Source organism: Arthrobacter sp. SLBN-100 (assembly GCF_006715305.1).
Classification (GTDB): Bacteria; Actinomycetota; Actinomycetes; order Actinomycetales; family Micrococcaceae; genus Arthrobacter.
The window spans coordinates 3,327,835-3,349,654 of sequence record NZ_VFMY01000001.1; the positions used below are offsets into that span (position 1 = coordinate 3,327,835).

18 protein-coding genes and 1 pseudogene are annotated in these 21,820 nt (G+C 67.4%); 15 read left to right on the forward strand and 4 right to left on the reverse strand.

The window, feature by feature from the left end; genetic code table 11:
• Nucleotides 1-3 precede the first annotated feature (3 nt).
• The 8 genes and pseudogenes from folB to FBY31_RS15355 all read left to right on the forward strand — a co-directional run.
• Nucleotides 4-426 carry a dihydroneopterin aldolase gene (gene folB, locus FBY31_RS15320; RefSeq protein WP_142042766.1) on the forward strand — a complete coding sequence of 141 codons (423 nt, stop codon included), beginning with the start codon at nucleotides 4-6 and terminating at the stop codon, nucleotides 424-426.
• The gene (folK, locus tag FBY31_RS15325) at nucleotides 423-968 is read left to right on the forward strand and encodes a 2-amino-4-hydroxy-6-hydroxymethyldihydropteridine diphosphokinase (protein ID WP_142042769.1); all 546 of its coding nucleotides are present in this window, start codon (nucleotides 423-425) and stop codon (nucleotides 966-968) included. The genes folB and folK overlap by 4 nt, the downstream gene beginning before the upstream one ends.
• Nucleotides 965-1,513 (forward strand): DUF3180 domain-containing protein, encoded by a 549-nt coding sequence (locus FBY31_RS15330; RefSeq protein ID WP_142042771.1) that lies wholly within the window; start codon nucleotides 965-967, stop codon nucleotides 1,511-1,513. Before folK ends, FBY31_RS15330 begins: the two co-directional genes overlap by 4 nt.
• Nucleotides 1,494-2,006: a PH domain-containing protein gene (locus FBY31_RS15335; RefSeq protein WP_142042774.1), complete on the forward strand. Its 513-nt coding sequence runs from the start codon at nucleotides 1,494-1,496 to the stop codon at nucleotides 2,004-2,006. Before FBY31_RS15330 ends, FBY31_RS15335 begins: the two co-directional genes overlap by 20 nt.
• Complete coding sequence (locus tag FBY31_RS15340) at nucleotides 2,003-3,640, forward strand: PH domain-containing protein (RefSeq protein ID WP_142042777.1); 1,638 nt, start codon at nucleotides 2,003-2,005, stop codon at nucleotides 3,638-3,640. The genes FBY31_RS15335 and FBY31_RS15340 overlap by 4 nt, the downstream gene beginning before the upstream one ends.
• Nucleotides 3,633-4,526, forward strand: coding sequence for a Rossmann-like and DUF2520 domain-containing protein (locus FBY31_RS15345; protein ID WP_142042779.1), 894 nt, complete (start codon nucleotides 3,633-3,635; stop codon nucleotides 4,524-4,526). The genes FBY31_RS15340 and FBY31_RS15345 overlap by 8 nt, the downstream gene beginning before the upstream one ends.
• 2 nt (nucleotides 4,527-4,528) lie before the next feature.
• On the forward strand, nucleotides 4,529-5,446 hold the full coding sequence (panC, locus tag FBY31_RS15350; RefSeq protein ID WP_142042784.1) for a pantoate--beta-alanine ligase: 918 nt from the start codon (nucleotides 4,529-4,531) through the stop codon (nucleotides 5,444-5,446).
• An 88-nt stretch (nucleotides 5,447-5,534) separates the two neighbouring features.
• A pseudogene (locus FBY31_RS15355) lies at nucleotides 5,535-5,785 on the forward strand (TetR/AcrR family transcriptional regulator); the annotation flags it as partial.
• Between the two features lie 179 nt (nucleotides 5,786-5,964).
• Here the strand turns inward: FBY31_RS15355 and FBY31_RS15360 are convergent.
• On the reverse strand, nucleotides 5,965-7,638 hold the full coding sequence (locus FBY31_RS15360) for an HNH endonuclease signature motif containing protein (RefSeq protein ID WP_142042787.1): 1,674 nt from the start codon (nucleotides 7,636-7,638) through the stop codon (nucleotides 5,965-5,967).
• A 484-nt stretch (nucleotides 7,639-8,122) separates the two neighbouring features.
• Between FBY31_RS15360 and FBY31_RS15365 the strand changes: the two genes are divergently transcribed.
• Both FBY31_RS15365 and FBY31_RS15370 read left to right on the forward strand, forming a co-directional pair.
• Nucleotides 8,123-8,689: a type 1 glutamine amidotransferase domain-containing protein gene (locus tag FBY31_RS15365; RefSeq protein WP_142042790.1), complete on the forward strand. Its 567-nt coding sequence runs from the start codon at nucleotides 8,123-8,125 to the stop codon at nucleotides 8,687-8,689.
• A gap of 130 nt (nucleotides 8,690-8,819) precedes the next feature.
• On the forward strand, nucleotides 8,820-10,295 hold the full coding sequence (locus tag FBY31_RS15370; protein ID WP_142042793.1) for a DHA2 family efflux MFS transporter permease subunit: 1,476 nt from the start codon (nucleotides 8,820-8,822) through the stop codon (nucleotides 10,293-10,295).
• Nucleotides 10,296-10,357: 62 nt separating this feature from the next.
• Here FBY31_RS15370 and FBY31_RS15375 read toward each other — a convergent pair whose 3' ends face one another.
• Complete coding sequence (locus tag FBY31_RS15375; RefSeq protein ID WP_142042796.1) at nucleotides 10,358-11,194, reverse strand: alpha/beta fold hydrolase; 837 nt, start codon at nucleotides 11,192-11,194, stop codon at nucleotides 10,358-10,360.
• Between the two features lie 91 nt (nucleotides 11,195-11,285).
• Complete coding sequence (locus FBY31_RS15380; RefSeq protein ID WP_142042799.1) at nucleotides 11,286-11,957, reverse strand: TetR/AcrR family transcriptional regulator; 672 nt, start codon at nucleotides 11,955-11,957, stop codon at nucleotides 11,286-11,288.
• A gap of 220 nt (nucleotides 11,958-12,177) precedes the next feature.
• Between FBY31_RS15380 and FBY31_RS15385 the strand changes: the two genes are divergently transcribed.
• The 5 genes from FBY31_RS15385 to atzF all read left to right on the forward strand — a co-directional run bounded on the left by FBY31_RS15385 (nucleotide 12,178) and on the right by atzF (nucleotide 20,911).
• A complete protein-coding gene (locus FBY31_RS15385) occupies nucleotides 12,178-13,680 on the forward strand; it encodes an amino acid permease (protein ID WP_142042801.1) in 1,503 nt (500 codons plus the stop codon).
• A gap of 88 nt (nucleotides 13,681-13,768) precedes the next feature.
• Nucleotides 13,769-14,647, forward strand: a complete 879-nt coding sequence (locus FBY31_RS15390) for an urea amidolyase associated protein UAAP1 (protein WP_142042804.1) — start codon at nucleotides 13,769-13,771, stop codon at nucleotides 14,645-14,647.
• Entirely contained in the window at nucleotides 14,644-15,321 is a 678-nt protein-coding gene (locus FBY31_RS15395) for an urea amidolyase associated protein UAAP2 (protein WP_142042807.1), read from the forward strand. Before FBY31_RS15390 ends, FBY31_RS15395 begins: the two co-directional genes overlap by 4 nt.
• Nucleotides 15,318-19,070 carry an urea carboxylase gene (gene uca, locus FBY31_RS15400; protein ID WP_142042810.1) on the forward strand — a complete coding sequence of 1,251 codons (3,753 nt, stop codon included), beginning with the start codon at nucleotides 15,318-15,320 and terminating at the stop codon, nucleotides 19,068-19,070. Before FBY31_RS15395 ends, uca begins: the two co-directional genes overlap by 4 nt.
• Nucleotides 19,067-20,911: an allophanate hydrolase gene (atzF, locus tag FBY31_RS15405; RefSeq protein ID WP_142042813.1), complete on the forward strand. Its 1,845-nt coding sequence runs from the start codon at nucleotides 19,067-19,069 to the stop codon at nucleotides 20,909-20,911. The genes uca and atzF overlap by 4 nt, the downstream gene beginning before the upstream one ends.
• Here atzF and FBY31_RS15410 read toward each other — a convergent pair.
• Entirely contained in the window at nucleotides 20,908-21,762 is an 855-nt protein-coding gene (locus FBY31_RS15410; protein WP_142042815.1) for an alpha/beta fold hydrolase, read from the reverse strand. The genes atzF and FBY31_RS15410 overlap by 4 nt on opposite strands.
• Nucleotides 21,763-21,820: the final 58 nt, after the last annotated feature.

The window sequence follows — 21,820 nt, forward strand, 5'->3', positions numbered from 1 at the left end:
ACCATGGACAGGATTACGCTGACCGGTGTCACCGCCGTCGGCCATCACGGCGTCTTTGATTTTGAACGCCGAGAAGGCCAGCCCTTTGTTGTGGACGCGGTGCTGTACCTCGACTTCACCAAGGCGGCGGAATCGGACGACGTCCGCGACACCGCGCACTACGGCGAGGTTGCACAGCGTATTACTGAGTGGATTTCGGGGGAACCGCTGAACCTGATCGAGGCGCTGGCCGTCCGGATCGCGGACAGCCTGCTCAGCGAATTCCGGCTCCAGGCCGTGGACGTCACCGTGCATAAACCGCAGGCACCCATCGAGGTGCCCTTCGGCGACGTGGCGGTCACCGTGCACCGGGCCTGGAATGACCGGGACCGGGACAATGCAGGCCGGGACAACGGAGAGAGACCAGCGCAGGGGGAAGCCGCATGAACTCCGGGTATTCCAAGGCGGTGCTGGCCCTGGGCAGCAACCTTGGCGAGCGCAACGAAACCCTGACCGAGGCCGTCGCGGACCTCGTGGATCCGCCCGAGGTCCGCCTCCTCGCGGTGTCTCCCATTGTGCAGACTAAAGCTGTGGGTGGCCCGGCCGGCCAGCCGGACTTCCTGAACATGGTCGTCACCATCGAAACCAGCCTCACCCCGGAGGAACTGCTGGAACACTGCCAGTCAGTGGAAAACAAGCACCACCGCGTGCGGGAGGTGCGCTGGGGGCCGCGGACGCTCGACGTCGACATCATTACTTACGGCGACCTGCGCAGCGATGACCCTGCCCTCACCCTTCCGCATCCCCGCGCGGCCACCCGCGCCTTTGTCCTGTACCCCTGGTCATTGATCGAGCCCGCCGCCACGCTGAACGGCGAACGCATCAGCACCCTTGCCGCCCGCGCGGATGATTTCGGCGACCTTGCCCTGTTCGACGGCTTCGGGGACTTCGACGGCCTGCCCACGGCAGGAGCTGTGGAGGAGCGATGAAACCCCTCAACCCGTTGGGCCTGATGCTGATCGGCGTCATCCTGGCCGTAGCGGGCTGGTCGGCCACGGTAGTGACCAGCCGCTATGGCATGGCAACCCCCGTCCTGCCGGCCACCGCGCTGGCCACCATGGGCGTCATTGTGGCCATCACCCTGATCCTTGGCATCAGGATCCTGCGGTGGCGCAACAGCAACAAACCCAACAGCACCAGTAAAAAAACCGTGCTCGATCCGCTCCTCGCGGCCCGGACCCTGGTGCTCGCGCAGGCTTGCGCCTATGCGGGCACCGTCCTGCTGGGCTGGCATGTGGGGATCTTCCTGGACCAGCTGCGGATCTGGAGCCTGCGCAGCAACCAGGGCATTACCTGGCTGGCGCTGGCGATGGCCGGAGGCGGACTGGTGATGATCGTCGTGGGCTTGCTGGTGGAGCGGTTTTGCCGGATCCCGCCGGAGGACGGCGACACGAACAGTGCGGACGGGAAGCCGGGCCGCCCGGTGCGTGGCGAAGCCACGGGGGAAGGCGAATATGCGTACCGAGGCGATTGACCCGCGCGGAATCGTCTGGCAGCGGGTATCGCCCAAATACGTCACGGTCCGGCTGGTGGAGTGGGCGCTGGCCAACCTCGTCACGGTGCTCCTGTTGTCACTGCCCCTGGGGTTTGTCCTCCTTGATGTATGGGCGTGGCCGCCGCTGTGGCTGGCCGCCACGGTGCCGTCCGTGGCGCTGGTCCTGGCCCTGTGGCGGCTGGTGCTGATTCCGCGCCAGGTGCGCGCCATTGGATACGCCGAACGGGACGACGACCTGCTGATCAGGACCGGCATCTTCTTCCAGCGCACCATGACCGTCCCCTACGGCCGGATGCAGTACGTGGACATCGGCGTCGGGCCGGTGGAGCGCGGGCTGGGCCTCTGCACCCTGAAACTCCACACCGCCTCGCCGGGCACCCGCGCCTACATCCCCGGGCTGCCCGCGGCGGAAGGCGCACGCCTCCGGGAGCAGCTGGCGGCCCGCGGCGAAGCCAGGCTGGCTGGACTGTGACCGCAGAGGGACCGCATTCGGAGGCTGGCGCTCCCAGCACTGCCCCTGCCCCCGAAAAAGCCGCTCCCCATGGTGTTCCAGGCACCACGGCCGACGGCGAATGGCTGCGGGTGCACCCGGCGTCGCCTTTTGTGCGTGGCTGGGTGGCCCTGGCGGCGATCGGATTTTTCTTCGGCCGGGACGTTTTTGAGGGGGCCCTGCAGGGCCGTCCCGTCCTGGGGGATGAGTTTGCCGGCCGGGCACCGTGGCTGCTGGCCGCGGGCGGAATCATGCTGCTCATCGCAGTGCTCGGTTTTATCCTCACGTGGTACTTCACCAAGTACCAGGTCTCCGGGGGCTATGTCCGGGTCAATACGGGCTTCATTTTCCGGCAGCAGCGCCAGGCACGGCTGGACCGGGTGCAGGCCATCGACATTGTGCAGCCCCTGCTGGCCCGGATCTTCGGGCTGGCCGAGCTCAAGTTCGAGGTGGCCGATGCGGGGGAGTCGGCAGTACGCCTGGCCTACCTCACAATGGACGAAGCCCGCCAACTCCGCGCCACCATCCTGGCCCGCGCGGCCGGTGTGGCCGCAGACCCGTCCCGCCCGGACGGGCCGGCACCCGAGGCGCCGGAATATCCGGTACTGGCAGTGCCGCCGTCGCGCCTTATCGGTTCCCTGCTGCTCAGCGAGCAAAGCGTTTTTGTGATGCTTGGCGCCGTGGTTTCCGTGGTTCTTTCCGCGGTCACCGACAACCGCAGCTTCTACTTCTACCTGATTCCGGCTGCCTTGGGTTTGGCGGCAAGCTACTGGAACCTGTTCAACAAGGGTTACAACTTCACGGCGGCCATCTCGCCGGACGGCATCCGGCTGCGCTATGGGCTGCTGGACACCCAGGCGCAGACGCTTCCGCCGGGCCGGATCCAGGCGTTGAAGGTGGCCCAGCCTCCGTTGTGGCGGGCGCTGGGCTGGTACCGCATCCAGGTCAACGTAGCCGGTTACGGCGGCGTCGAGAACGCGGCCGAGGGTTCTGCCCGGACCACGCTCCTGCCGGTGGGGAAGCTGGAGGACGTAATGGCGATCCTCGCGCTGGTCCTTCCGGATCCCGGCACGCCCAATGCTGCCGCCGTCTTCGGCGCTGGGCTCCATGGCCTGGATTCGGTTGGCGGCTTCGTCAGCACGCCGGCCAGGGCCCGCCTGCTTGCGCCGCTGGGGTGGCGCCGGAACGGTTATGCCGCGACGGACACGGCCCTACTGATCCGTTCCGGCCGCTGGTGGCGCGAGCTTGTGATGGTGCCGCACCAGCGGACCCAGTCCATGGCCCTGCACCAGGGCCCGCTCGCACGCCGCTTCGGAGTGGCTGACCTGGTGCTGCACACCACTGTGGGGCCCGTTTCGCCGCGTCTGCGGCAGGCCGGCACGGAGCAGGCGCTCGAGCTTTTTGACGCCCAGTCCGCCCGCGCAAGGCTTGCACGGAAGCGGCAAACCACCGAACAATGGCTGGCCCAGGTGGCCCCAAGCTCACTGGTGGTTGAGCCGAGCGAGGCGGTTGCGCCTGAGCCGGTGGTTGAGGCGAGCGGGGCCGTTGCGCCTCAGCCGGTGGTTGGGCGCGAGGAAACCCCAGTCCCAAGACAGAAAGGCCAGCAGCATGGCTAAGCCCGGACGCCTCGGCGTCGGAATCATCGGAGCGGGCAAGGTGGGTGCCGTGCTCGGCGCGGCCCTCCGCGCGGCCGAACACGCCGTCGTCGGGGTTTCAGCTGTTTCCGATGCCAGTCGTGAACGTGCCGAGACACTGCTGCCCGGCGTACCGGTGCTGGAAGTCCAGGAAATCGTGGAGCGGGCGGAGCTGGTGCTGCTGGCAGTGCCCGATGACGCTCTGCCCGGCCTGGTCGACGGACTGGCGAAACTGGGTGCGTGGCAGCCGGGTCAGCTGGTTGCCCACACGTCCGGTCGGTTCGGAGTGGGCGTGCTGCGTCCGGTGCGTGCGGCCGGCGCCGTCCCGCTGGCACTGCATCCCGCGATGACTTTCACCGGGATGAGCCTGGACCTGACCCGCCTGCTCGACTGCACGTTCGGCGTCACTGCGGATGCCGCCATGCTGCCGATTGCGCAGGCGCTGGTGGTGGAGATGGGTGCGGAGCCCGTGGTCATTGCCGAGGCAGACAGGACGCTCTACCACGCGGCCCTGGCGCATGCTTCCAACCATCTGGTAACCCTTGTGGCGCAGGCTTCCGAGCTGCTGAAGGATGTGGGAGTGGAGGCGCCCGAGCGGATGCTGGGTCCGCTGCTGCGGGCCACCCTTGAGAACGCGCTGGCGTCGGGGGAGTCCGCCCTCACCGGGCCGGTGGCGCGCGGCGACGTGGGAACGGTGCAAGCCCATGCGGAGGCCTTGCGGGAGTTCGACGGCGGCGCGCAGGGCGATGTGCTGGCTGCTTACCTTGCCATGGCACGCGCCACAGCCCTCCGCGCCGAGGGACGGGGGCTGCTGAAACCTGACCAGTTGGGGGAGCTGCGCAAGGCCCTGGAACCGGAGAAAGACTGAAAATGCCGATCAAACTCGTCACAACCGTCGCGGAACTGCATGCCGAGAGCGCCCGGCTCCTCACTGGGAAACGCGGCAGGTCCCAAGGCCTCGTGCCCACTATGGGTGCACTGCACGAGGGGCATGCCGCGTTGGCGCGTACCGCCGTCGAGCAGAACGACGTGGTGGTGGCAACGATCTTCGTCAACCCGCTGCAGTTCGGCGACGCCACGGACCTGGACCGCTATCCGCGGACCCTGGACGCCGACCTCGCTTTGCTGGAAGCGCAGGGCGTGGATCTTGCCTTTGCCCCGTCCGTTGAGGAGGTGTATCCCGGCGGCGAGCCGCTGGTGCGCATAACGTCCGGAGCGCTCGGGGAGAAGTGGGAGGGAGCCTCCCGGCCAGGCCACTTTGACGGCGCCCTGACCGTGGTGGCCAAGCTGCTGCACTACGGAATCCCCGGTGCCGGACTGCCCGCTGGTAAGGGGGTTCAAGGCGGCCTGCCGGCCTACCGTGCCTACTTCGGCCAGAAGGATGCCCAGCAGTTGGCGCTGGTCCGGCGGATGGTGGCGGACCTGAACTTTCCGGTCGAAATTGTGGGCGTGCCCACGGTCCGGTCAGCCGACGGGCTGGCGCTTTCGAGCCGCAACCGCTTCCTGTCCGACGACGAGCGAGAGGCCGCGCTGGTGCTGTCGCGGGCGTTGCGGCTGCTTGAGGAGCGGGCCAATGCGCGGGAGCCGCTGGACCTTGAGTCCGCACAGGCGATGGTGGAGTCCCAGCCGCTGGTGGCGCTGGACTACTTCGACGTGGTGGACCCGGACACTTTGGCGCCGCTGGCAGAAAACTGCCGGGAGACCCCGTTCAGGGGCGAGGCCTTGGCGCTCATCGCGGCCAAGGTGGGGCCGGTGCGCCTCATCGATAATATGCCGCTGAGCTCTTAGCGGTTCCTGGCGCTGGCGGGGGCTCTTCGTGTCGCTGGGCCGGCTCAGCCCGTAACGCTCGCGGAGTGCTTTCGGTTAAATGCCAGGCTCCTTCATCAATGTCCTGCTGGAAATGGGCCCGGCCCACCCACTGGGCCAGGCCAGCATCGACTACCTCGCGAAAATCCGGGGACAGGTCCAGACCCTGGCTGAAGAGGCCGGGCTCCAGCGGCCCGACGAGTTGCCCGGTCGTGGCACATCCTGATGAAGGGCTCTATCATCTCCGCCACCGAGCGCGACATGCAGGCAGCCAAGCGCGCCCAGCAGATGGCTGGCTGGCTGATCGAGCACCACCGCTGAACACCGGCGGTTGAGCTTGTCGAAACCTGCCCTAAGACAAACCCACGTCCGGTGGTTGGGCCTGTCGATACCCGGCCATGGAACAACCGCCTCCGGTGGTTGGGCCTGTCGAAACCTCCCCACAGGACGAAGCCCCTCCGGTGGTTGAGCCTGTCGAAACCCGGCCGCGGGACGGCCCCTCAGCCGGTTAACAATTCCATAAGGGCGTGTTCCAACGGGCTCTTTTCGGCGGCCAGAAGCCCTGCCGTTTCGGCGGCCAGGCGCTTGGGCGTTTCAGCATCCAGGAACTTGGGTGTTCCGCCCGTTGGTAGGAGTCCGGGTGGCCATTGTGATGGTTCCGGGTCGGGTTGTTCGGGTTTGTAGTGGCGTCCGGTGGGTGAGGTCCAGCCGGGTGGTTCGTTGTGGGTGGCTGATATGGGGGTCCAGGAGCTGTTGTGTTTCAGGCGGTGGTGCTTGGGGCATAGCTGGGCCAGGTTGCTGATTCCGGTGGTTCCGCCGTGGTGCCAGGCGGTGAGGTGGTCGGTGTCGTTATCGAGGGAGGGGTTGTTGCAGCCGGGGAAGGTGCATTTTCCGTCTCTGAGGCGGATGGCTTGTTTCATGGCTTTGGTGAGCCGGTAGTTGGTGCGGCCGATTTCCAGTGGTGCCCCGTCCCGGGGGTCGACGAGCACCCGGTAGAAGGAGCTCGCCCCTTCGGTGACGAGTATGCGGGCCATGGAGGCGGGGATGGGACCGTAGCCGTCCAGGTTTGCGGGTTCGTCGGTGAGGCCGAGGAGCGCGAACACCGGAACCGTGACCAGGACTTGGGCGTTCGGGACTGGGACGCTTGCGATATCCGTGTAAGCGCTGCGGTCGGCGGTTTCCTCGCGCCCGGCGGCGGTGGTGGTCGTTTCATTGGTGTCGGCCGCGGCCAGGGAGGCCCGTCCGATCGGGCCATCGGAGCCGTCTTCGGTGGTTTCTGTGTTGGCTTCGCCCGTGATGTTTTGTCGTGGGCTGGTTTCCGGGGCGGGGCTGAGGGCTGGTCCTGCGGTGAGGAGCAGGTGGGCGGCGATGTCGGGGCGTAATTGTGTCATTGACCGTGGTTCGTCGGGGCCTTGGAGGCCGCGGGCGAGGGCGGTGGTGCGGTTCCAGATGGCGGATGCGGTGTCGGCGGGCAGGTAGAGCGAGACCCGCGCCATGCCGTCACGGTCCGGGGTGTATTCCATCTGCCGGTCCGCGGCGCTTTTGCTGTGGCGTTTTTCGAGGGTTTCGGGGTGGTGGCGTTCGCGCCAGCCGCGGACTTTGGCCCGGAAGCGTCCGGGGATGAGGTCACCCGCGGCCGCTCCGCGGGCCGGGTTGGGTGCGTCCGGGTCCAGGAAGTGGGCGGCCAGCGCGATTGCGCCGGCGGGGCCGAGGCCTTCGGTTTCGTCGGTGATGATTTTGGCGTGCTGCAAGGAGATGGTCCCGGTGGACAGGGCGTCCAGGGCCAGGGGGATGGAGCAGAGTTGGCGGGACTGGGTGACGAGTGCCCCGGCGGCGGGGGAGCTGATGGTCAGGACGCCGGCGATTTCCTCGATGGCGGACATTTCGGCGTAGGTCCGCTCGTGCACTGGCGCTTCCGGCGGGGTCATCGCGTGCTGGATCTCGACGGCATCGACGGCGTCCCGGGCCTTGACCGCGGCGAGCTGGGCTTCGAGCTGCTTCACGACCGCCATCCGGTCCAGCCGGATCTCATACTGCCGCTGCAGCACATCCACAACAGCGCCGGCACTGGCACCGGTAGCCAGGGCGGCATCCTCAAAAAACAGCGCGTCCAGGCCCGCGACGGAGGTGTGAATTCCTTCCATCACCCGTGCTGTGCCCGCGCCGTTTCCCATACCAGCATCATCCATCGAGGCGCTGACATTTTGTGAGGGTGCGGCTGATGGACAAACCGGCACAGTCTGAACGGCAGAAATCAGTGCGGCAGCAGGATTCTCCTCACCTGCTGTGCCCGCGGCGTTTCCCATACCAGCATCATCTATCGAGGCACCGACAATTCCTGAAGGTGCGACTGTTGGACGAACCGGCGCAGCCGGCACGGCAGGAAACAGCGATGCCGCACTTACCGTCCCACCTGCCGGATCCTTTCCCATACGAAAATCTTCTATCGAGGCATTGACATCTTGGCTGACGTGCAGGGCAAAGGCTCGCTGCCGCCGTCGTAATGGTCCTCGGGCCGGCCAAAAGCACGCGAAAGATAGTCAGCTTGCTTATTACTTTCAGCTTTCCTAGGCTGGAAGCTGTCAGGCAAACAACTCTCGAAGCGGTATTTCACGCCCTCAATAACGCGCGGAACGCTGCCTCACATGAGGAGGAAAAATGGCAGAGCAAAGCATCGCAGGCAAGAAGGTCGCATTTTTGCTGACGGACGGCGTGGAGCAGATTGAACTGACCAGCCCGTGGCAGGCAGTGGAAGCGGCCGGCGGCCAGCCCACCCTGGTGGCGCCCAAGAGCGGAAAGCTGCAGGGGTTCAAGGGCACGGACAAAGGTGACACGTTCGACGTCGACCTGACGGTAGCCGAGGCGAACGCGGGCGACTTTGACGCCCTGGTGCTCCCTGGCGGCGTTGTTAACGCCGACCACCTCCGGGTGGACAAGGATGCACAGGCCTTCACCAGAAGCTTCTTTGAACAGCACAAGCCGGTGGCATCCATCTGCCACGGACCCTGGCTGCTTATCGAAGCCGGCGTGGTGCGCGGGCGGAACCTCACGTCTTACCACACACTGCAAACGGACCTGAAGAATGCCGGTGCCAACTGGACCGATGAAGAAGTAGTGGTGGACCAGGGCCTGGTCACCAGCCGCAATCCCGATGATCTTCCGGCGTTTAACAGCAAGCTGGTCGAGGAGATTTCCGAGGGCGAGCACGCGGGCCAGACAGCCTAAAACCCAGTTGTTCCCTCAGGGTTCAAGAAAAATCCAGCGAGGAGGAATTACTCCAAGCGGTAGAGTGTTGGAGACTGCAGCGGCATTGACCGCGCACCACTCACTTTCACAACTCCCTGAGGGAACACGCATGTCTACCGAAGTCTCTCCGAACGCCAGCGGCAAGTCCGTCCAAACCGAAGGAACCAAGCCCGCCGCGCCGGAGAAGATGTCCCGCGAATCGGTGACGGTCATCAGCACGCTGCTGGTGGCGACGTTTGTGGTGATCCTCAACGAGACCATCATGAACGTCGCCCTGCAGCGGCTCATGGTGGACCTCCAGGTGGACGCACCCACCGTCCAGTGGCTCTCCACCGGTTTTATGCTCACCATGGCCGTGGTCATTCCCACCACGGGTTTCATCCTGCAGACCCTGTCCACCCGGGCAGTGTTCATGCTCGCCATGGGCCTTTTTGCCGGCGGTACTGCACTTGCCGCAGTGGCTCCCGGGTTCGAGATCCTGCTGCTGGCGCGCATTGTCCAGGCTGGCGGCACCGCGATTATGCTGCCCTTGCTGATGACTACCATCCTCACCTTGGTCCCCCTGGCCAAGCGGGGTGCCGTGATGGGCAACGTCAGCATCGCCATTTCCGTTGCACCCGCCATGGGCCCCACGGTTTCCGGGCTGATCCTTGAGCACTTCACGTGGCGCTTCATGTTTGTGTTCGTCCTCCCGGTGGCCCTCGCCGCCCTCGCCATCGGCGCGAAGTACCTGACCAACATCGGCGAGACCGAAAAGACCAAGCTCGATGCCCTTTCGGTCATTCTTACCGTCCCCGCATTCGGCGGCCTGGTTTACGGGCTTAGCCAGATCGGCGGCGGCCACGGCGGCCAGTCCGGGCCGGGTGTGGTTGCGATCGCCGCGCTGGTGATCGGCGTCGCAAGCCTCGCGGTCTTTGTCCTCCGCCAGCTCCGCCTGCAGAAGGCCGAAGCTCCGCTGCTGGATCTGCGCGCGTTCAACTTCCGCATGTTCACGGTCTCGGTCCTGCTGATGGTGGTGGCCATGATGGCACTATTCGGCGGCGTCATCCTGCTGCCGCTGTACCTGCAGGAAATCCGTGGCCTGGGCTCCCTCGAGACCGGCCTGGCGCTGCTGCCCGGCGGCCTGGCAATGGGCCTGCTGGGCCCCGTCATTGGCCGGTTGTTCGACAAGGTAGGACCGCTGCCGCTCACCGTCACCGGTTCAGTCCTGATGGTGGTGGCCCTTTGGCAGTTTTCAATGCTCGACGCCGGTACGTCCGTCACGTGGATCATCACACTTCACGTGGGGCTGAGTTTCGGCCTGGCCCTGCTGTTCACTCCGGCGTTCACCACCGGCCTGAACCCGCTTCCGCCGCACCTTTACTCGCATGGCTCCGCGATCATGAGCACTACGCAGCAGGTTGCCGGCGCCGCGGGCACGGCCTTGCTGGTGTCCATCTTCGCGGTAGTCTCCGCGGCGTCGGGCCTCGTCGCGGGGATGAGCGCGGCCTTCCTGACCGCGACCGTCATTGCCTTCGCCGCCGTCGTACTCTCCGCCATGATGCGCAAAACCGAAGGTGCCGGCCCCGGCCACGGCGCCCACTAGCTTTGGTGATCGAGCCTGTTGAGCCCCACGGGTTTCGGCGGGCTCTGCCACCGGGCGATGGGTCAGCCGGCGTAGAAGTCGGCGAGTTCCTTGATGAGCTTGTCCGGGGCCTTGATGACGCCGTCGTGGCCGAAGCCGGGCAGGATGGTGTAGCTGGAGCCGGAGAGGACGTCGTGGATCTGGCCACAGGCCACCCCGAAGTACGCGGGGCTCTTTTCGCCCACCACGATCAGCGTTTCGAGCGGCAGTTCGAGGAACGGCTCGGCCGGCATGTCCGCGGCGATGATCGCCTTGATCTCACGGACGCCGGTCCGCATCAGTTCGCGCTGCTGCTTGCCCTCTGACGTGCCGGCGGTGAGCTTGTTGGCCAGGGTCAGCATGGAGAGCGGCATCCGCGACGAGAAGGCGCCGCCGGCTTCGAGGCCGCGCTGCAGGACGGCGAGGGCGCGGTCGTCGTCCCCGGCCGCAATGGCGCGCTCGTATTCGGCAGTCCAGTCCGCCTTGACGCTGTGGTTTACCGAGACGGCGGGATCGTAGACAGCGAGCCGTTCCACGGGCAGGGTCCGTGCCGCGTGGAGCGCAACGGCCCCGCCGAAGCTGTGTCCGAAGACGTCCGTGCTGGAGGTGTACTTCATCACGGTATCAAGGTCGCGGATGTCCACGTCCAGGGTGTAATCCTCCGGCTGCGGGGACGATGAACCACGGCCGCGGCGGTTGAACGTGTGCACCGGGCGGCCCAGGGCGGCGCTGAGCTTCTGCGCGAACTTGGTGTAATCCGCAGCCGTCACGAGGGACGGCGGGACTACCACTACGCCTGAACCGGCGGAAGCCAGTTCCGCACCGGTGGAAAAGAGCTCCAGAGTGCCGCCGTCGGGGGTCCTGATGTTCTCTCGCGTCATGTTCCGAGCCTAGCCGAGCAACCTGAACGCGGGCACCATGGACACTGCAGGTGGCCCCGCCAGCCCTCAGCACTGACAGTTAGCCTGACCGTCAGCCGAGGCGTTTGATGAGCGCCGCGCTCTGCTCCCGGATCGCCGGCAGCGCAGTAGCCAGCCCGCACAGAATGAGCCCGGCATCCGCGGCCTGCAGGGCAGAGGCGGGGGTGGCCATTCCGTCTGCCCGAAGGCTGATCAGGGATTCGACCAGGCGGAAGGCAAGGTCCCCCGGGTTGGCTCCAATGGTGGGCAGAGGGCCCACGGGAGACAGGGCTGCGCCGAGTTCCCCGTACACATTGCGCAGCTCCTGCCGGTCGGCCAGGAACCGTTCGAAGCGCCCGCTGCGCGCCTCCGGCAGGTGGTACAGGACGCCGAGGTTCCAACGGGCGCTGCACAGTTGTGTCCCGTCATAAAGGGCGACGGCGTGAAGGCGGCTCCCAGCGGGCACTTCCGCTGCGGGCAGGGCCGCCACCGCCCGGGCAAACGCCAGCCCGCCGGACACGGTGCCCTCAAGGAGGTCCTCGAGGATGTCGTCCTTGGTCTTGAAGTGGTGGTACAGCGAGGACTGCCTGATCCCGACGGCATCGGCGATGGAGCGGGTGGAGGTGTTGGCGAAGCCCTGGGTGCTGAAGAGCTCGGCAGCCGCGTCCAGGATCTCCTCCCGGGCGGTGGCCCCCGGCCTGGAGGGCTGTTGGCTGCGGGGGCGTCCCGGTCCGGCTGAAGTCACGGCCTCATTCTTGCATCATGATTGGAGCCGTTTGAGCGCCAAGTGAACGGTGAGGGGACGGAAATAAACCGGTAACAAGATGTCTATGCGCCTTTTACAGAGGTGAAACTCTTTGGGGACATCCCGCTGGAAAACTATCAAGTGACCGGTATTCCGCAGCCATCGGCCGAGGGCTGCATTACCGCCGGCCCCCTCGCCGTTCCAGCCCCCGGAGAATCCGATGACCTCAACAGTTCTTCCCACCGTCCACGCGGACGATGCAGATTTGACGTCCCTTGGCTACGAGCCCACCCTGCACCGGAAACTCGGCCGCTACGCTTCCTTTGCCGCCGGCTTTTCCTTCGTTTCCATCCTCACCACCATCTTCCAGCTGTTCGCCTTCGGCTACTCGTTCGCGGGACCAGCCTTCTTCTGGACCTGGCCGGTAGTGCTGGTGGGCCAGCTCCTCGTGGCCCTGAACTTCGCCGAACTCGCCGCCCGCTACCCGCTGTCCGGAGCCGTGTACCAGTGGGCCCGGCGCGTTGGCGGCGAGGGCGTGGGCTGGTTTGCCGGGTGGTTTATGGCCATCGCCCAGGTGGTGACCGCCGCGGCCGCCGCCATCGCCCTGCAGGTGGTGCTGCCCCAGCTGTGGGACGGCTTCCAGCTCGTGGGCGGGGACCCTGCGCTTAACACCGTGACCGGAGCTGCCAACGCTGTGATCCTGGGTGCCGTGCTCCTCGTGGCCACCACCATCATCAACTCATTGGGCGTCAAGCTCATGGCCCACGTGAACTCGGTGGGCGTCACCTGCGAGATCGTCGGAGTCGCCGCCGTCATCCTGGCCCTCATCAGCGCCGCCCAGCGCGGGCCCGAGGTTGTTGCGGACACCACCGTGCTCCAGAACTCGGACCTCGGCGCCGTGGGAGCATTCCTGGTCTCCGGCCTGATGGCCGCCTACGTCATGGTGGGCTTCAACTCCGCCGGCGAGCTTTCCGAAGAAACCAAGGACCCGCGCCGGACCGCCCCGCGAACCATCCTCTCCGCCCTGCTCATCTCCGGAATCGGCGGCGCGCTGATGATCATCACCGCCCTGATGGCCGCACCCAGCCTCGACGACGGCCGGCTCGCCACCGAGGGCCTGCCCTACGTCCTCACCGCCGTCCTGGGCACCTTCTGGGGCAAGGTCCTGCTGGTGGACGTCGCCATCGCCATCTTCGTCTGCACCCTGGCCATCCAGACCGCCGGTTCACGGCTCGTGTTCTCCATGGCCCGCGACGGCAAACTCCCCGCCTCGGCGCTGCTGTCCTCGGTCCACCCCACCCGCGGAACGCCCATGTGGCCCTCGATCGCCATCGGTGCCCTCGCCGTCGGCGTCCTCGCCATCAATGTTGGCAACGCTGCCTTGTTCACCACCCTCTGCAGCGTCTGCATCGTCATGGTCTACATCGCCTACCTGCTGGTCACGGTGCCGCAGCTCCTGAACAGGCTCCGCGGCGACTGGAACCGGGTAGGGCAGACACTGCCGGCAGGGCTGTTCTCGCTGGGGCGCTGGGGCCTGCCCGTCAACATCCTGGCTGTCCTCTACGGGGCCCTCATGGTGGTCAACCTCGCATGGCCGCGGCCCGAGGTTTACGACCCGTCCGGGGAGAACCCCGTCCTGCTCTACTCCGCCCCGCTCATGGTGGCGGTGGTCCTGCTCCTCGGACTCTGGGTCCGGCGCCGGAACCTGGCTACCAAGGCCTGATCCGCTGCATCTCCAACAGCCGCAGCGACCTCCCCGCGAACCAAGTGCTTCCGAACCAACAGTGCTTCCGAACCGACCCAGGATTGACATGACACAAGTAACCGAACGTCCAGCAGGTACAGCCACCACCGCAGGCGCCCGTGCCCACGCCAGGGAGCAGCACGGCAGGACGGCCGACACCATGCGGTACGTGCCCGCCGCCTCCGCCCCGGCACGCCTGACCGCCGGCCTCACTGACGGCGCCGCCGGTAAGCTCACCTGGGCCGAATCCCTGGCCTTCGGCCGCTACACCACGCTGGCCCTGGCCCGCGGCACCCGGATCAGGCTCACGGACACCTCCGGCGATGCCTGCGTGCACGCCCTCCTCTACCGGGCCGGAGCCCTGTACGAGCGCCTCAACGTGGCTGACACCGTCAAAGTCCCCTGGCAGGCATACCCGACCACCGGCCACCCGCTGCTGTCCGACGCCGGCCGCCTGATGGCCACGATCGTCGCCGACACGTCCTCGCGCCACGACGCCCTGACCGGCGCCACCACCCTTGACGCAAACACGGCAAAGTACGGCGCCGGAAGCGTGCACAGCGAGTCCCCCGCCGCCCGCGAACTGCTCACCCTCGGAGCGCTCAAGAACGGCCTGGGCCCGCGTGACGTGGCCCCATCCCTGTCCCTCTTCAAAGGCATCGGCGTGGACCCGGCCGGAAGCATCACCTTCACCGGAAGCGCGGGGCCGGGTGCCGCCGTCGAACTCCTCCTCCAGATGGACACCGTGCTGGTCCTTGCCAATACCGCGCACCCCCTGGACCCCCGCGAAGATTTCACCGGCACCGCCGTGGACATTGTTGCCTGGCACGCGCCGCAGGACCTGGCGGCACTGGAAGCGGGCACGCTCACAGGCCCCCTGGCGCCCGAACACCAGCAGGCACTGCACAACACCGAACACGACCTGACCGCGAGGAACTCACGATGAACACCGCCACCCACACTGAAACCATCGCGGACGCCCGCGACATTGCGCTTACTCCCGGCGACGTGGTGCTTGACGAATTCGTGGAGGCCCGCGGCCCCTGGTCCGCCGTCGTGGCCGCCGGCGACGTGCTGACTATCGTGGACCTCGAAGGCAACCAGGCCGTGGACTGCCTGCTGTACGCCGCGGGGGACACCTCGGTGCGCTACTCCGCCGCCGTCACCATTGCCCGGCAGCAGTCGATTGTCCTCACCACGGGGTCAGTGCTGAGGGCGGACACTGGAGCTCCCCTCATGACAGTGGTGGCGGACGAGGTGGGCGTCCACGACACGATAGGCGGTGCCTGCTCGCAGGAATCCAACACCCTGCGCTACGGCCAGCACACCCGCGAGCAGCACGCCTGCGTGGAGAACTTCCTGATCGAAGGCTCGCGCTGGGGCCTCGGAAAGCGGGACCTGGTGTCCAACATCAACTGGTTCATGAACGTTCCCGTGGATCCGGACGGCGCCCTGGGAATCGTGGACGGCCTGTCCGCTCCCGGCAAGCGGGTGGCGCTGCGGGCCGAGGTGGACACCCTGGTGCTCGTCTCCAACTGCCCGCAGATCAACAACCCCTGCAACGGGTTCAACCCCACGCCCGTCCGCATGATCGTCACCCGGCCGGAGGCTGCACGATGAGCAACAACAACCTGAGCACTTTTGACACCCTCCTGATCGCCAACCGCGGCGAGATCGCCTGCCGCATCATCGAATCCGCCCGGAAGCTGGGACTCCGCACGGTCGCCGTGTTCTCCGAAGCGGACCGGGGCGCCAAGCACGTCCGGCTGGCAGATGAAGCGGTGCTCCTTGGGCCCGCGCCGGCGAAGGAGTCCTACCTCCGCGTGGATGCGCTGCTCGAAGCTGCCAAATCCACCGGTGCGGGCGCCATCCACCCCGGCTACGGCTTCCTGTCCGAGGATGCCGCCTTTGCCGAGGCCGTGGAAGCAGCCGGGCTCGTCTTTGTGGGACCCACCGCCGAGCAGCTGCGCATCTTCGGCACCAAGCACACAGCGCGCGACGCCGCCCGGGCGGCCGGGGTGCCGATGATCGCCGGTTCCGGGCTGCTGGAGGACGTGGACGACGCCGTTGCGGCCAGTACCACGATTGGGTTCCCACTGATGCTCAAAGCCACCGGCGGAGGCGGCGGCATTGGCATGACCGTATGCCGCACCGAGGCCGAACTCGTGGAAAGCTTTCCCCGCGTGGCCCGCCTCGCCGGCGCCAGCTTCGGCACCGCCGGCGTGTTCGCTGAGCGCTACGTGGAGAACGCCCGCCACATCGAGGTCCAGATCTTCGGCGACGGCGAAGGCCGGGTGGTCAGCCTCGGCGACCGGGACTGCTCCCTGCAGCGCCGCCACCAGAAAGTCCTCGAGGAGGCACCCGCACCGGACCTGCCGGACGGGCTGCGCGAAGAACTCCACCGCAGCTCCCGCGCGCTCTGCGCTTCCCTCAACTACCGCTCCGCCGGCACCGTGGAGTTCGTCTACGACTCCGCCCGCCGCGAGGCCTCGTTCCTGGAGGTCAACGCCCGGCTCCAGGTGGAGCACCCTGTCACCGAAGCCGTCACCGGCGTGGACCTGGTGGAGTGGATGCTCCGCTTGGCCCAGGGCGGAAGCGAAGCCGAATCGGTCCTTGCCGGAGCGCCGGACAGCCTGCCGGTTTCGGGGCATGCCGTGGAAGCCCGCGTCTACGCCGAGGACCCTGCACGGGGCTTCCAGCCCAGCGCCGGCACCGTGACCAACGCCGCCTACCCGGCAACGGAGGACGTCCGCGTGGACGCCTGGGCGGAAACGGGAACCGAAGTCTCCACCAACTACGATCCCCTCCTTGGCAAGATCATCACCTCCGGCGCGAACCGCGCCGAAGCCCTCGATCGGCTCGCCGCAGCCCTCAAAGACACCCGGATCGACGGGATCGAAACAAATCTGGGGATGCTCCGCGCCGCCACCCGGCTCGATGTGGTGCGCACCGTCCAGCACTCCACCAGCACGCTGGACAACGTGGGGGACCCCGAACCGCGAATCACCGTGGGGCGCCCCGGCCTGCAGACGAGTGTTCAGGACTGGCCCGGCCGCACGGGCCTGTGGCAGATCGGCGTACCCCCGAGCGGGCCCATGGACGATCTCTCCTTTCGGCTCGGAAACACCGCCCTCGGCAACCCGGAAGGCGCTCCCGGCCTGGAATTCACCATGACCGGCCCGAGCCTGACTTTCACCCACGCCACCACTGTCTGCGTCACCGGCGCGGAAGTAACGGTGACAGTTGACGGGACGGACGTGCCCACCTGGGCGCCCGTCAGGATCCCCGCGGGAGGAACGCTCGACGTCGGCACAGCTGGCAGCAAGGGCCTCCGGGGCTACATCCTGTTCGAGGGCGGCCTGGACATTCCGCAGTACCTGGGCAGCGCCTCCACCTTCACGCTGGGCCAGTTCGGCGGCCACGCCGGGCGGGTCCTGCGCGCCGGTGACGTCCTGAGGGCAGTCAAGCATGCCGGCGGCGCGCCGGACGAAGCCCCTGCCACTGCCGTGCCCCTCGACAGCCGCCCGGCCCTGACCTCCGCCTGGGAGCTTTCCGTCGCGGAAGGTCCGCACGGCGCCCCGGAATTCTTCCAGCGCGAAGACATCGAAGAGCTGTACGCCGCCGAGTACGAGGTCCACTTCAACTCCGCCCGCACCGGCGTCCGCCTCATCGGCCCCAAGCCGCGCTGGGCCCGGACGGACGGCGGCGAGGCGGGCTTGCACCCGTCCAACATCCACGACACTGCCTACTCGGTGGGCGCGCTGGACTTTACTGGCGACACTCCCATCCTGCTTGGACCCGACGGCCCCAGCCTGGGCGGGTTTGTCTGCCCGGTCACCGTGGTGACTGCCGACCGCTGGAAGCTTGGCCAGCTCCGGCCGGGGGACAAAGTCCGGTTCGTTCCCATCCGGGTCAGCCAGGCGCCGTCGGCCAAGGACCTTGGTCCGGGCCGCCAGCTGGTTCTGCCCGGCGACGCCGGGTGGTCCGGGGATATCTCTGCGGTGACCGCCGCCTCCGCGTCCGGCCTCCGTACCCCGCGCGGGGATGGCGACGACGGCGTGCTGGGCCGGGTGCCGGAAGGCCCGGGCAGGCCCGCGGTCACCTACCGCCGGTCCGGCGACGACAACCTGCTGGTGGAATACGGCGAGATGGTGCTGGACCTCGGGCTCCGCGCCCGGGTGCACGCCCTGCACCAACACATCGAACAGCTCCGCGTGCCCGGGATCGTTGACCTTACCCCGGGCATCCGCTCCCTGCAGATCAAGGTGGATCCGTCAGTTCTGCCCACGAAGCGACTGCTGGACATCGTCCAGGAGATCGAGGCTGCACTGCCGGCCAGTTCTGAACTGGTGGTTCCCAGCCGCACCGTCCGGCTGCCGCTGTCCTGGGACGACCCCGCCACGCGTGAAGCGATCGAACGCTACATGGCCGGTGTCCGTGACGATGCGCCCTGGTGCCCCTGGAACATCGAATTCATCCGCCGGATCAACGGGCTGGACTCCGTCAGCGAGGTGTTCGACACCGTCTTCAACGCCGAATACCTGGTCCTGGGCCTGGGCGACGTGTACCTTGGCGCCCCGGTAGCCACCCCGCTGGACCCACGCCACCGCCTGGTCACCACCAAGTACAACCCGGCCCGCACCTGGACGCCGGAAAACGCGGTGGGAATCGGCGGCGCGTACATGTGCATTTACGGCATGGAAGGACCGGGCGGCTACCAGTTCGTCGGCCGCACCACCCAGGTGTGGTCGCGCTACGCGGACTCCGCCCCGTTCGAACCGGGCTCGCCCTGGCTGCTGCGTTTCTTCGACCGGATCTCCTGGTACCCCGTCAGCCCGGAGGAACTCCTGGACCTGCGGGCGGACATGGCCGCCGGAAGGGGCCGCGGGGTGGAAATCGAGGACGGCACCTTCTCGCTCGCCGAGCACGAGGTGTTCCTCGAGGAAAACCGCGGGTCCATCGCGGCGTTCCGGGAAAAGCAGGGCGCCGCGTTCGCTGTTGAACGGCAGGCATGGGCCGACGCCGGCGAGTTTGACCGTGCCGACGCGCTGGCCGCCGTCGTGGTGCCGGCGGCAGACGAGGTGGAGGTTCCGGACGGCGGTTCCCTCGTGGCCGCGCCCTTCGCTGCGAGCGTCTGGAAGGTCGATGTGGCGGAGGGTGACCGGGTGGTCAAGGGCCAGCCGCTGGTGTCCCTGGAAGCGATGAAGATGGAAACCGTCCTGGAGGCGCCGTGTGACGGCGTGGTGCTGCGGGTCCTGCCGGTTGCGGGCTCCCAGGTGGTTGCCGGCGAGGCAGTGGTAGTCCTTGGCAGCGATGACCTGGAACCTGTGGAAGTGGATGTCCCGGAACTGGAAGAGGCAGCAGTATGAGCAACGCAACCACCGGTCCGGCCACCAGGCGGGTGCGGGCTGCCCTCGCCGCCCTGGCAACGATAGACCGGCCGGAGATCTGGATCGCCCTGCGCGGCGAGGATGAATTGCTGGCCGAGGCCGCCGCCATTGATACCGAGGCGGCTGCCGGCGCCGGCAAGCCCCTCACCGGACTCCTGCTCGCCGTCAAGAACAATGTGGACGTGGCAGGAATACCGACGACGGCGGCGTGCCCCGGCTTCGCCTACCTCCCCGGGAAAGACGCTGAAGCGGTGGCCCGGCTCCGGGCCGCCGGAGCCCTGGTCCTGGGCGCCACCAACCTGGACCAGTTCGCCACGGGCCTGGTGGGCACCCGCAGCCCGCACGGCTCCGTCCGGGATTCCCGCCGCCCGGACTTTATCTCCGGCGGCTCCAGCTCCGGTTCTGCCGTTGCCGTTGCACTTGGCCTCGTGGACATCGCGATCGGGACGGACACGGCCGGTTCAGGCCGCGTGCCGGCCGGGCTTCAGGGCATCGTGGGGATCAAACCAACGCTGGACGTTGTGTCCACAGCCGGTGTGGTGGCGGCCTGCCGGTCCTGGGACGCCGTCACGATTTTCGCCCGCAACCTCTCCACCGCCGAGCTTGCCATGGGCGTGATGGCGGGAGGATCACGGGCCTGGCCCACGGACATCCGGCTGGCAGCGCCGGAAAAACCGAGGGTCGCTTACCCGGCAACCCTGCCTGCACTCCCGGAGGCCTGGGCCGCCGAATTCCACCGCAACGTGGACCGGCTCAGGGCGCTGGGTGCGGACGTTCAGGCCATCGAATTCGATGCCTTCCTCGAGGCGGCCCGGCTGCTGTACGACGGCGGGCTGGTGGCGGAGCGTTACGCCGCCGTGGGTGATTTCCTGGAAAACGTCGACGGCGGTGCGGACGGCCAGGCGGGCATCGACCCCACTGTGGAACGCATCATCCGGGCAGCGGGCACAGTGCCCGCCCACCGCTACGTCGCTGATACAGCCCGGCTCGAAGCGCTCAAGGAGCAGGCAATGGCGGAGCTGGAGGGCTTTGACGCCCTGCTCATCCCCACCGCCCCGTTCCACCCCACCCTCGCCGAGGTGGCCGCGGACCCGGTGGGCGTGAACTCCCTGATGGGCACCTACACGAACTTCTGCAACCTGTTCGACCTGTGCGCTGTGGCAGTACCCGCCGGAGAGGTGGACGGTGCCCAGTTCGGGCTGACCGTGGTGGGACGGACGTTCGACGACGCCGTTGCCGCCGACATTGCCCGCCTCCTGGAGGCAACCCCGGACGCTCCGGCGCTCTTCGCCGAGGGTGCCGCACCGACAGCAGCGCACTCATCCAGCCAGCCGTCGTCGTCCGCTCCCTGGCCTCTGGCGGCAGGCGCAACCGCCATGCCGCTGGTGGTGGTGGGCGCCCACCGCAAGGGGCAGCCGTTGGCTCCGCAACTGGAGGAACTGGGTGCGGCCTGGGACGGCCCCGTACGGACCGCGGCCCGCTACCGGATGGTCTCCCTCGACACCGTGCCGCCCAAGCCGGGGGTGTACCGTTCAGACGACGACGGCGCTGAGCTGGCGGGTGAACGGTGGCTTGTGTCCGAGGCGGGGCTGGGCAGGTTCCTGGCCGTCCTCCCCGAACCCATGCTGCTCGGGTCCATCGAACTGGCGGACGGTTCCCGGGCTGTGGGGTTCGCCTGCGATGCCGTGGCGGCTGCGGAGGGGGAGGACATCACCCATTATGGCGATTGGCTGGCAGCCAAGGACCACCTGCGGCAGCCCGGGAGCCTGTGGCAGAACCTGGGGGATGCAGCGTTGGCCGGGTTGAGCCGGGGAAACTAACCCTTGAAGTACCCGGAGATGTCGGTAACCAGTTCGCTCACGGCTGCCGGGATGGAGCCGTGGAAGCACTTGGGGGAGAGCTCGTAGGTGCTGCCGGGGACTGCGGCGTGCAGCCGTTCAGCTGTCGCCTTGTAATAGCCGGGGCTCTTGCCGCCCGCCATGAAGTGGGTGTTGGCAGGGAGCACGCTGAAGTCCCTGGCATGGTCCGGCTCGTTGTAGGCAGCCCGGAGTTCGCCCACGCCGCTGGGCATCACCTCCTGGAACATCCTGTTCACCTTGGTGCGGGACAGCACAGCCATCAGCCCGGCCAGGACGGGTTCCGGGATCCTGGCCATGGCAGAGCCCGGTTTTGTGGCCTTCTTCATGTGGGCCAGGGCGTGGCCCACCTTGCCCTTGTTTACGGCGTCCTCGAACCCGTCCAGCCACGCCGTGTCGATGCTGCCGTCGATGTTCACGGCGGCGTCGTACACGGCGAGCTTGTCCGGGACGTAGCGGGTTCCGGTGAACTCCTGCACGGCGTTGAGTGCCACCGACCCGCCCAGGCTGTGGCCCAGGATATTTCTCGCCCCGGTGGCGTCCAACACCGTGCGGACGTCTTCTATCTCGGTGCCCATCGAGTAATCTGCCGGCTGTTCGGAGGAGCTGCCGCGGCCGCGCCGGTCGTAAACGTCCACGGCCCAGCCCTCGCCCAGGCCCTTTGCCAGCGCAGTCGAGAACGGCCGGTAGATCAGGGCGGTGAGGAAGGCTCCGCCGATCAGCACCACCCGGCGGTCCCCCGGCGCGTCCTTGGCGCCGTAACTGTACAAAGCCAGCCGGCCGCCGTCGTGCGTAGAAAGTACCTGTTCCTTCACCACCCCATCCTAGGCAGCCGCCGTGGAACCAACCGCGAGGCCGGCGCGCCCAACTCCC

Bases quoted from the DNA above. Each gene is read 5' to 3' on its own strand.
- folB (WP_142042766.1), top strand. From the start codon at position 4: ATGGACAGGATTACGCTGACCGGTGTCACCGCCGTCGGCCATCACGGC.
- folK (WP_142042769.1), top strand. From the start codon at position 423: ATGAACTCCGGGTATTCCAAGGCGGTGCTGGCCCTGGGCAGCAACCTT.
- FBY31_RS15330 (WP_142042771.1), top strand. From the start codon at position 965: ATGAAACCCCTCAACCCGTTGGGCCTGATGCTGATCGGCGTCATCCTG.
- FBY31_RS15335 (WP_142042774.1), top strand. From the start codon at position 1,494: ATGCGTACCGAGGCGATTGACCCGCGCGGAATCGTCTGGCAGCGGGTA.
- FBY31_RS15345 (WP_142042779.1), top strand. From the start codon at position 3,633: ATGGCTAAGCCCGGACGCCTCGGCGTCGGAATCATCGGAGCGGGCAAG.
- panC (WP_142042784.1), top strand. From the start codon at position 4,529: ATGCCGATCAAACTCGTCACAACCGTCGCGGAACTGCATGCCGAGAGC.
- FBY31_RS15360 (WP_142042787.1), bottom strand. From the start codon at position 7,638: ATGGGAAACGGCGCGGGCACAGCACGGGTGATGGAAGGAATTCACACC.
- FBY31_RS15365 (WP_142042790.1), top strand. From the start codon at position 8,123: ATGGCAGAGCAAAGCATCGCAGGCAAGAAGGTCGCATTTTTGCTGACG.
- FBY31_RS15370 (WP_142042793.1), top strand. From the start codon at position 8,820: ATGTCTACCGAAGTCTCTCCGAACGCCAGCGGCAAGTCCGTCCAAACC.
- FBY31_RS15375 (WP_142042796.1), bottom strand. From the start codon at position 11,194: ATGACGCGAGAGAACATCAGGACCCCCGACGGCGGCACTCTGGAGCTC.
- FBY31_RS15385 (WP_142042801.1), top strand. From the start codon at position 12,178: ATGACCTCAACAGTTCTTCCCACCGTCCACGCGGACGATGCAGATTTG.
- FBY31_RS15390 (WP_142042804.1), top strand. From the start codon at position 13,769: ATGACACAAGTAACCGAACGTCCAGCAGGTACAGCCACCACCGCAGGC.
- FBY31_RS15395 (WP_142042807.1), top strand. From the start codon at position 14,644: ATGAACACCGCCACCCACACTGAAACCATCGCGGACGCCCGCGACATT.
- uca (WP_142042810.1), top strand. From the start codon at position 15,318: ATGAGCAACAACAACCTGAGCACTTTTGACACCCTCCTGATCGCCAAC.
- atzF (WP_142042813.1), top strand. From the start codon at position 19,067: ATGAGCAACGCAACCACCGGTCCGGCCACCAGGCGGGTGCGGGCTGCC.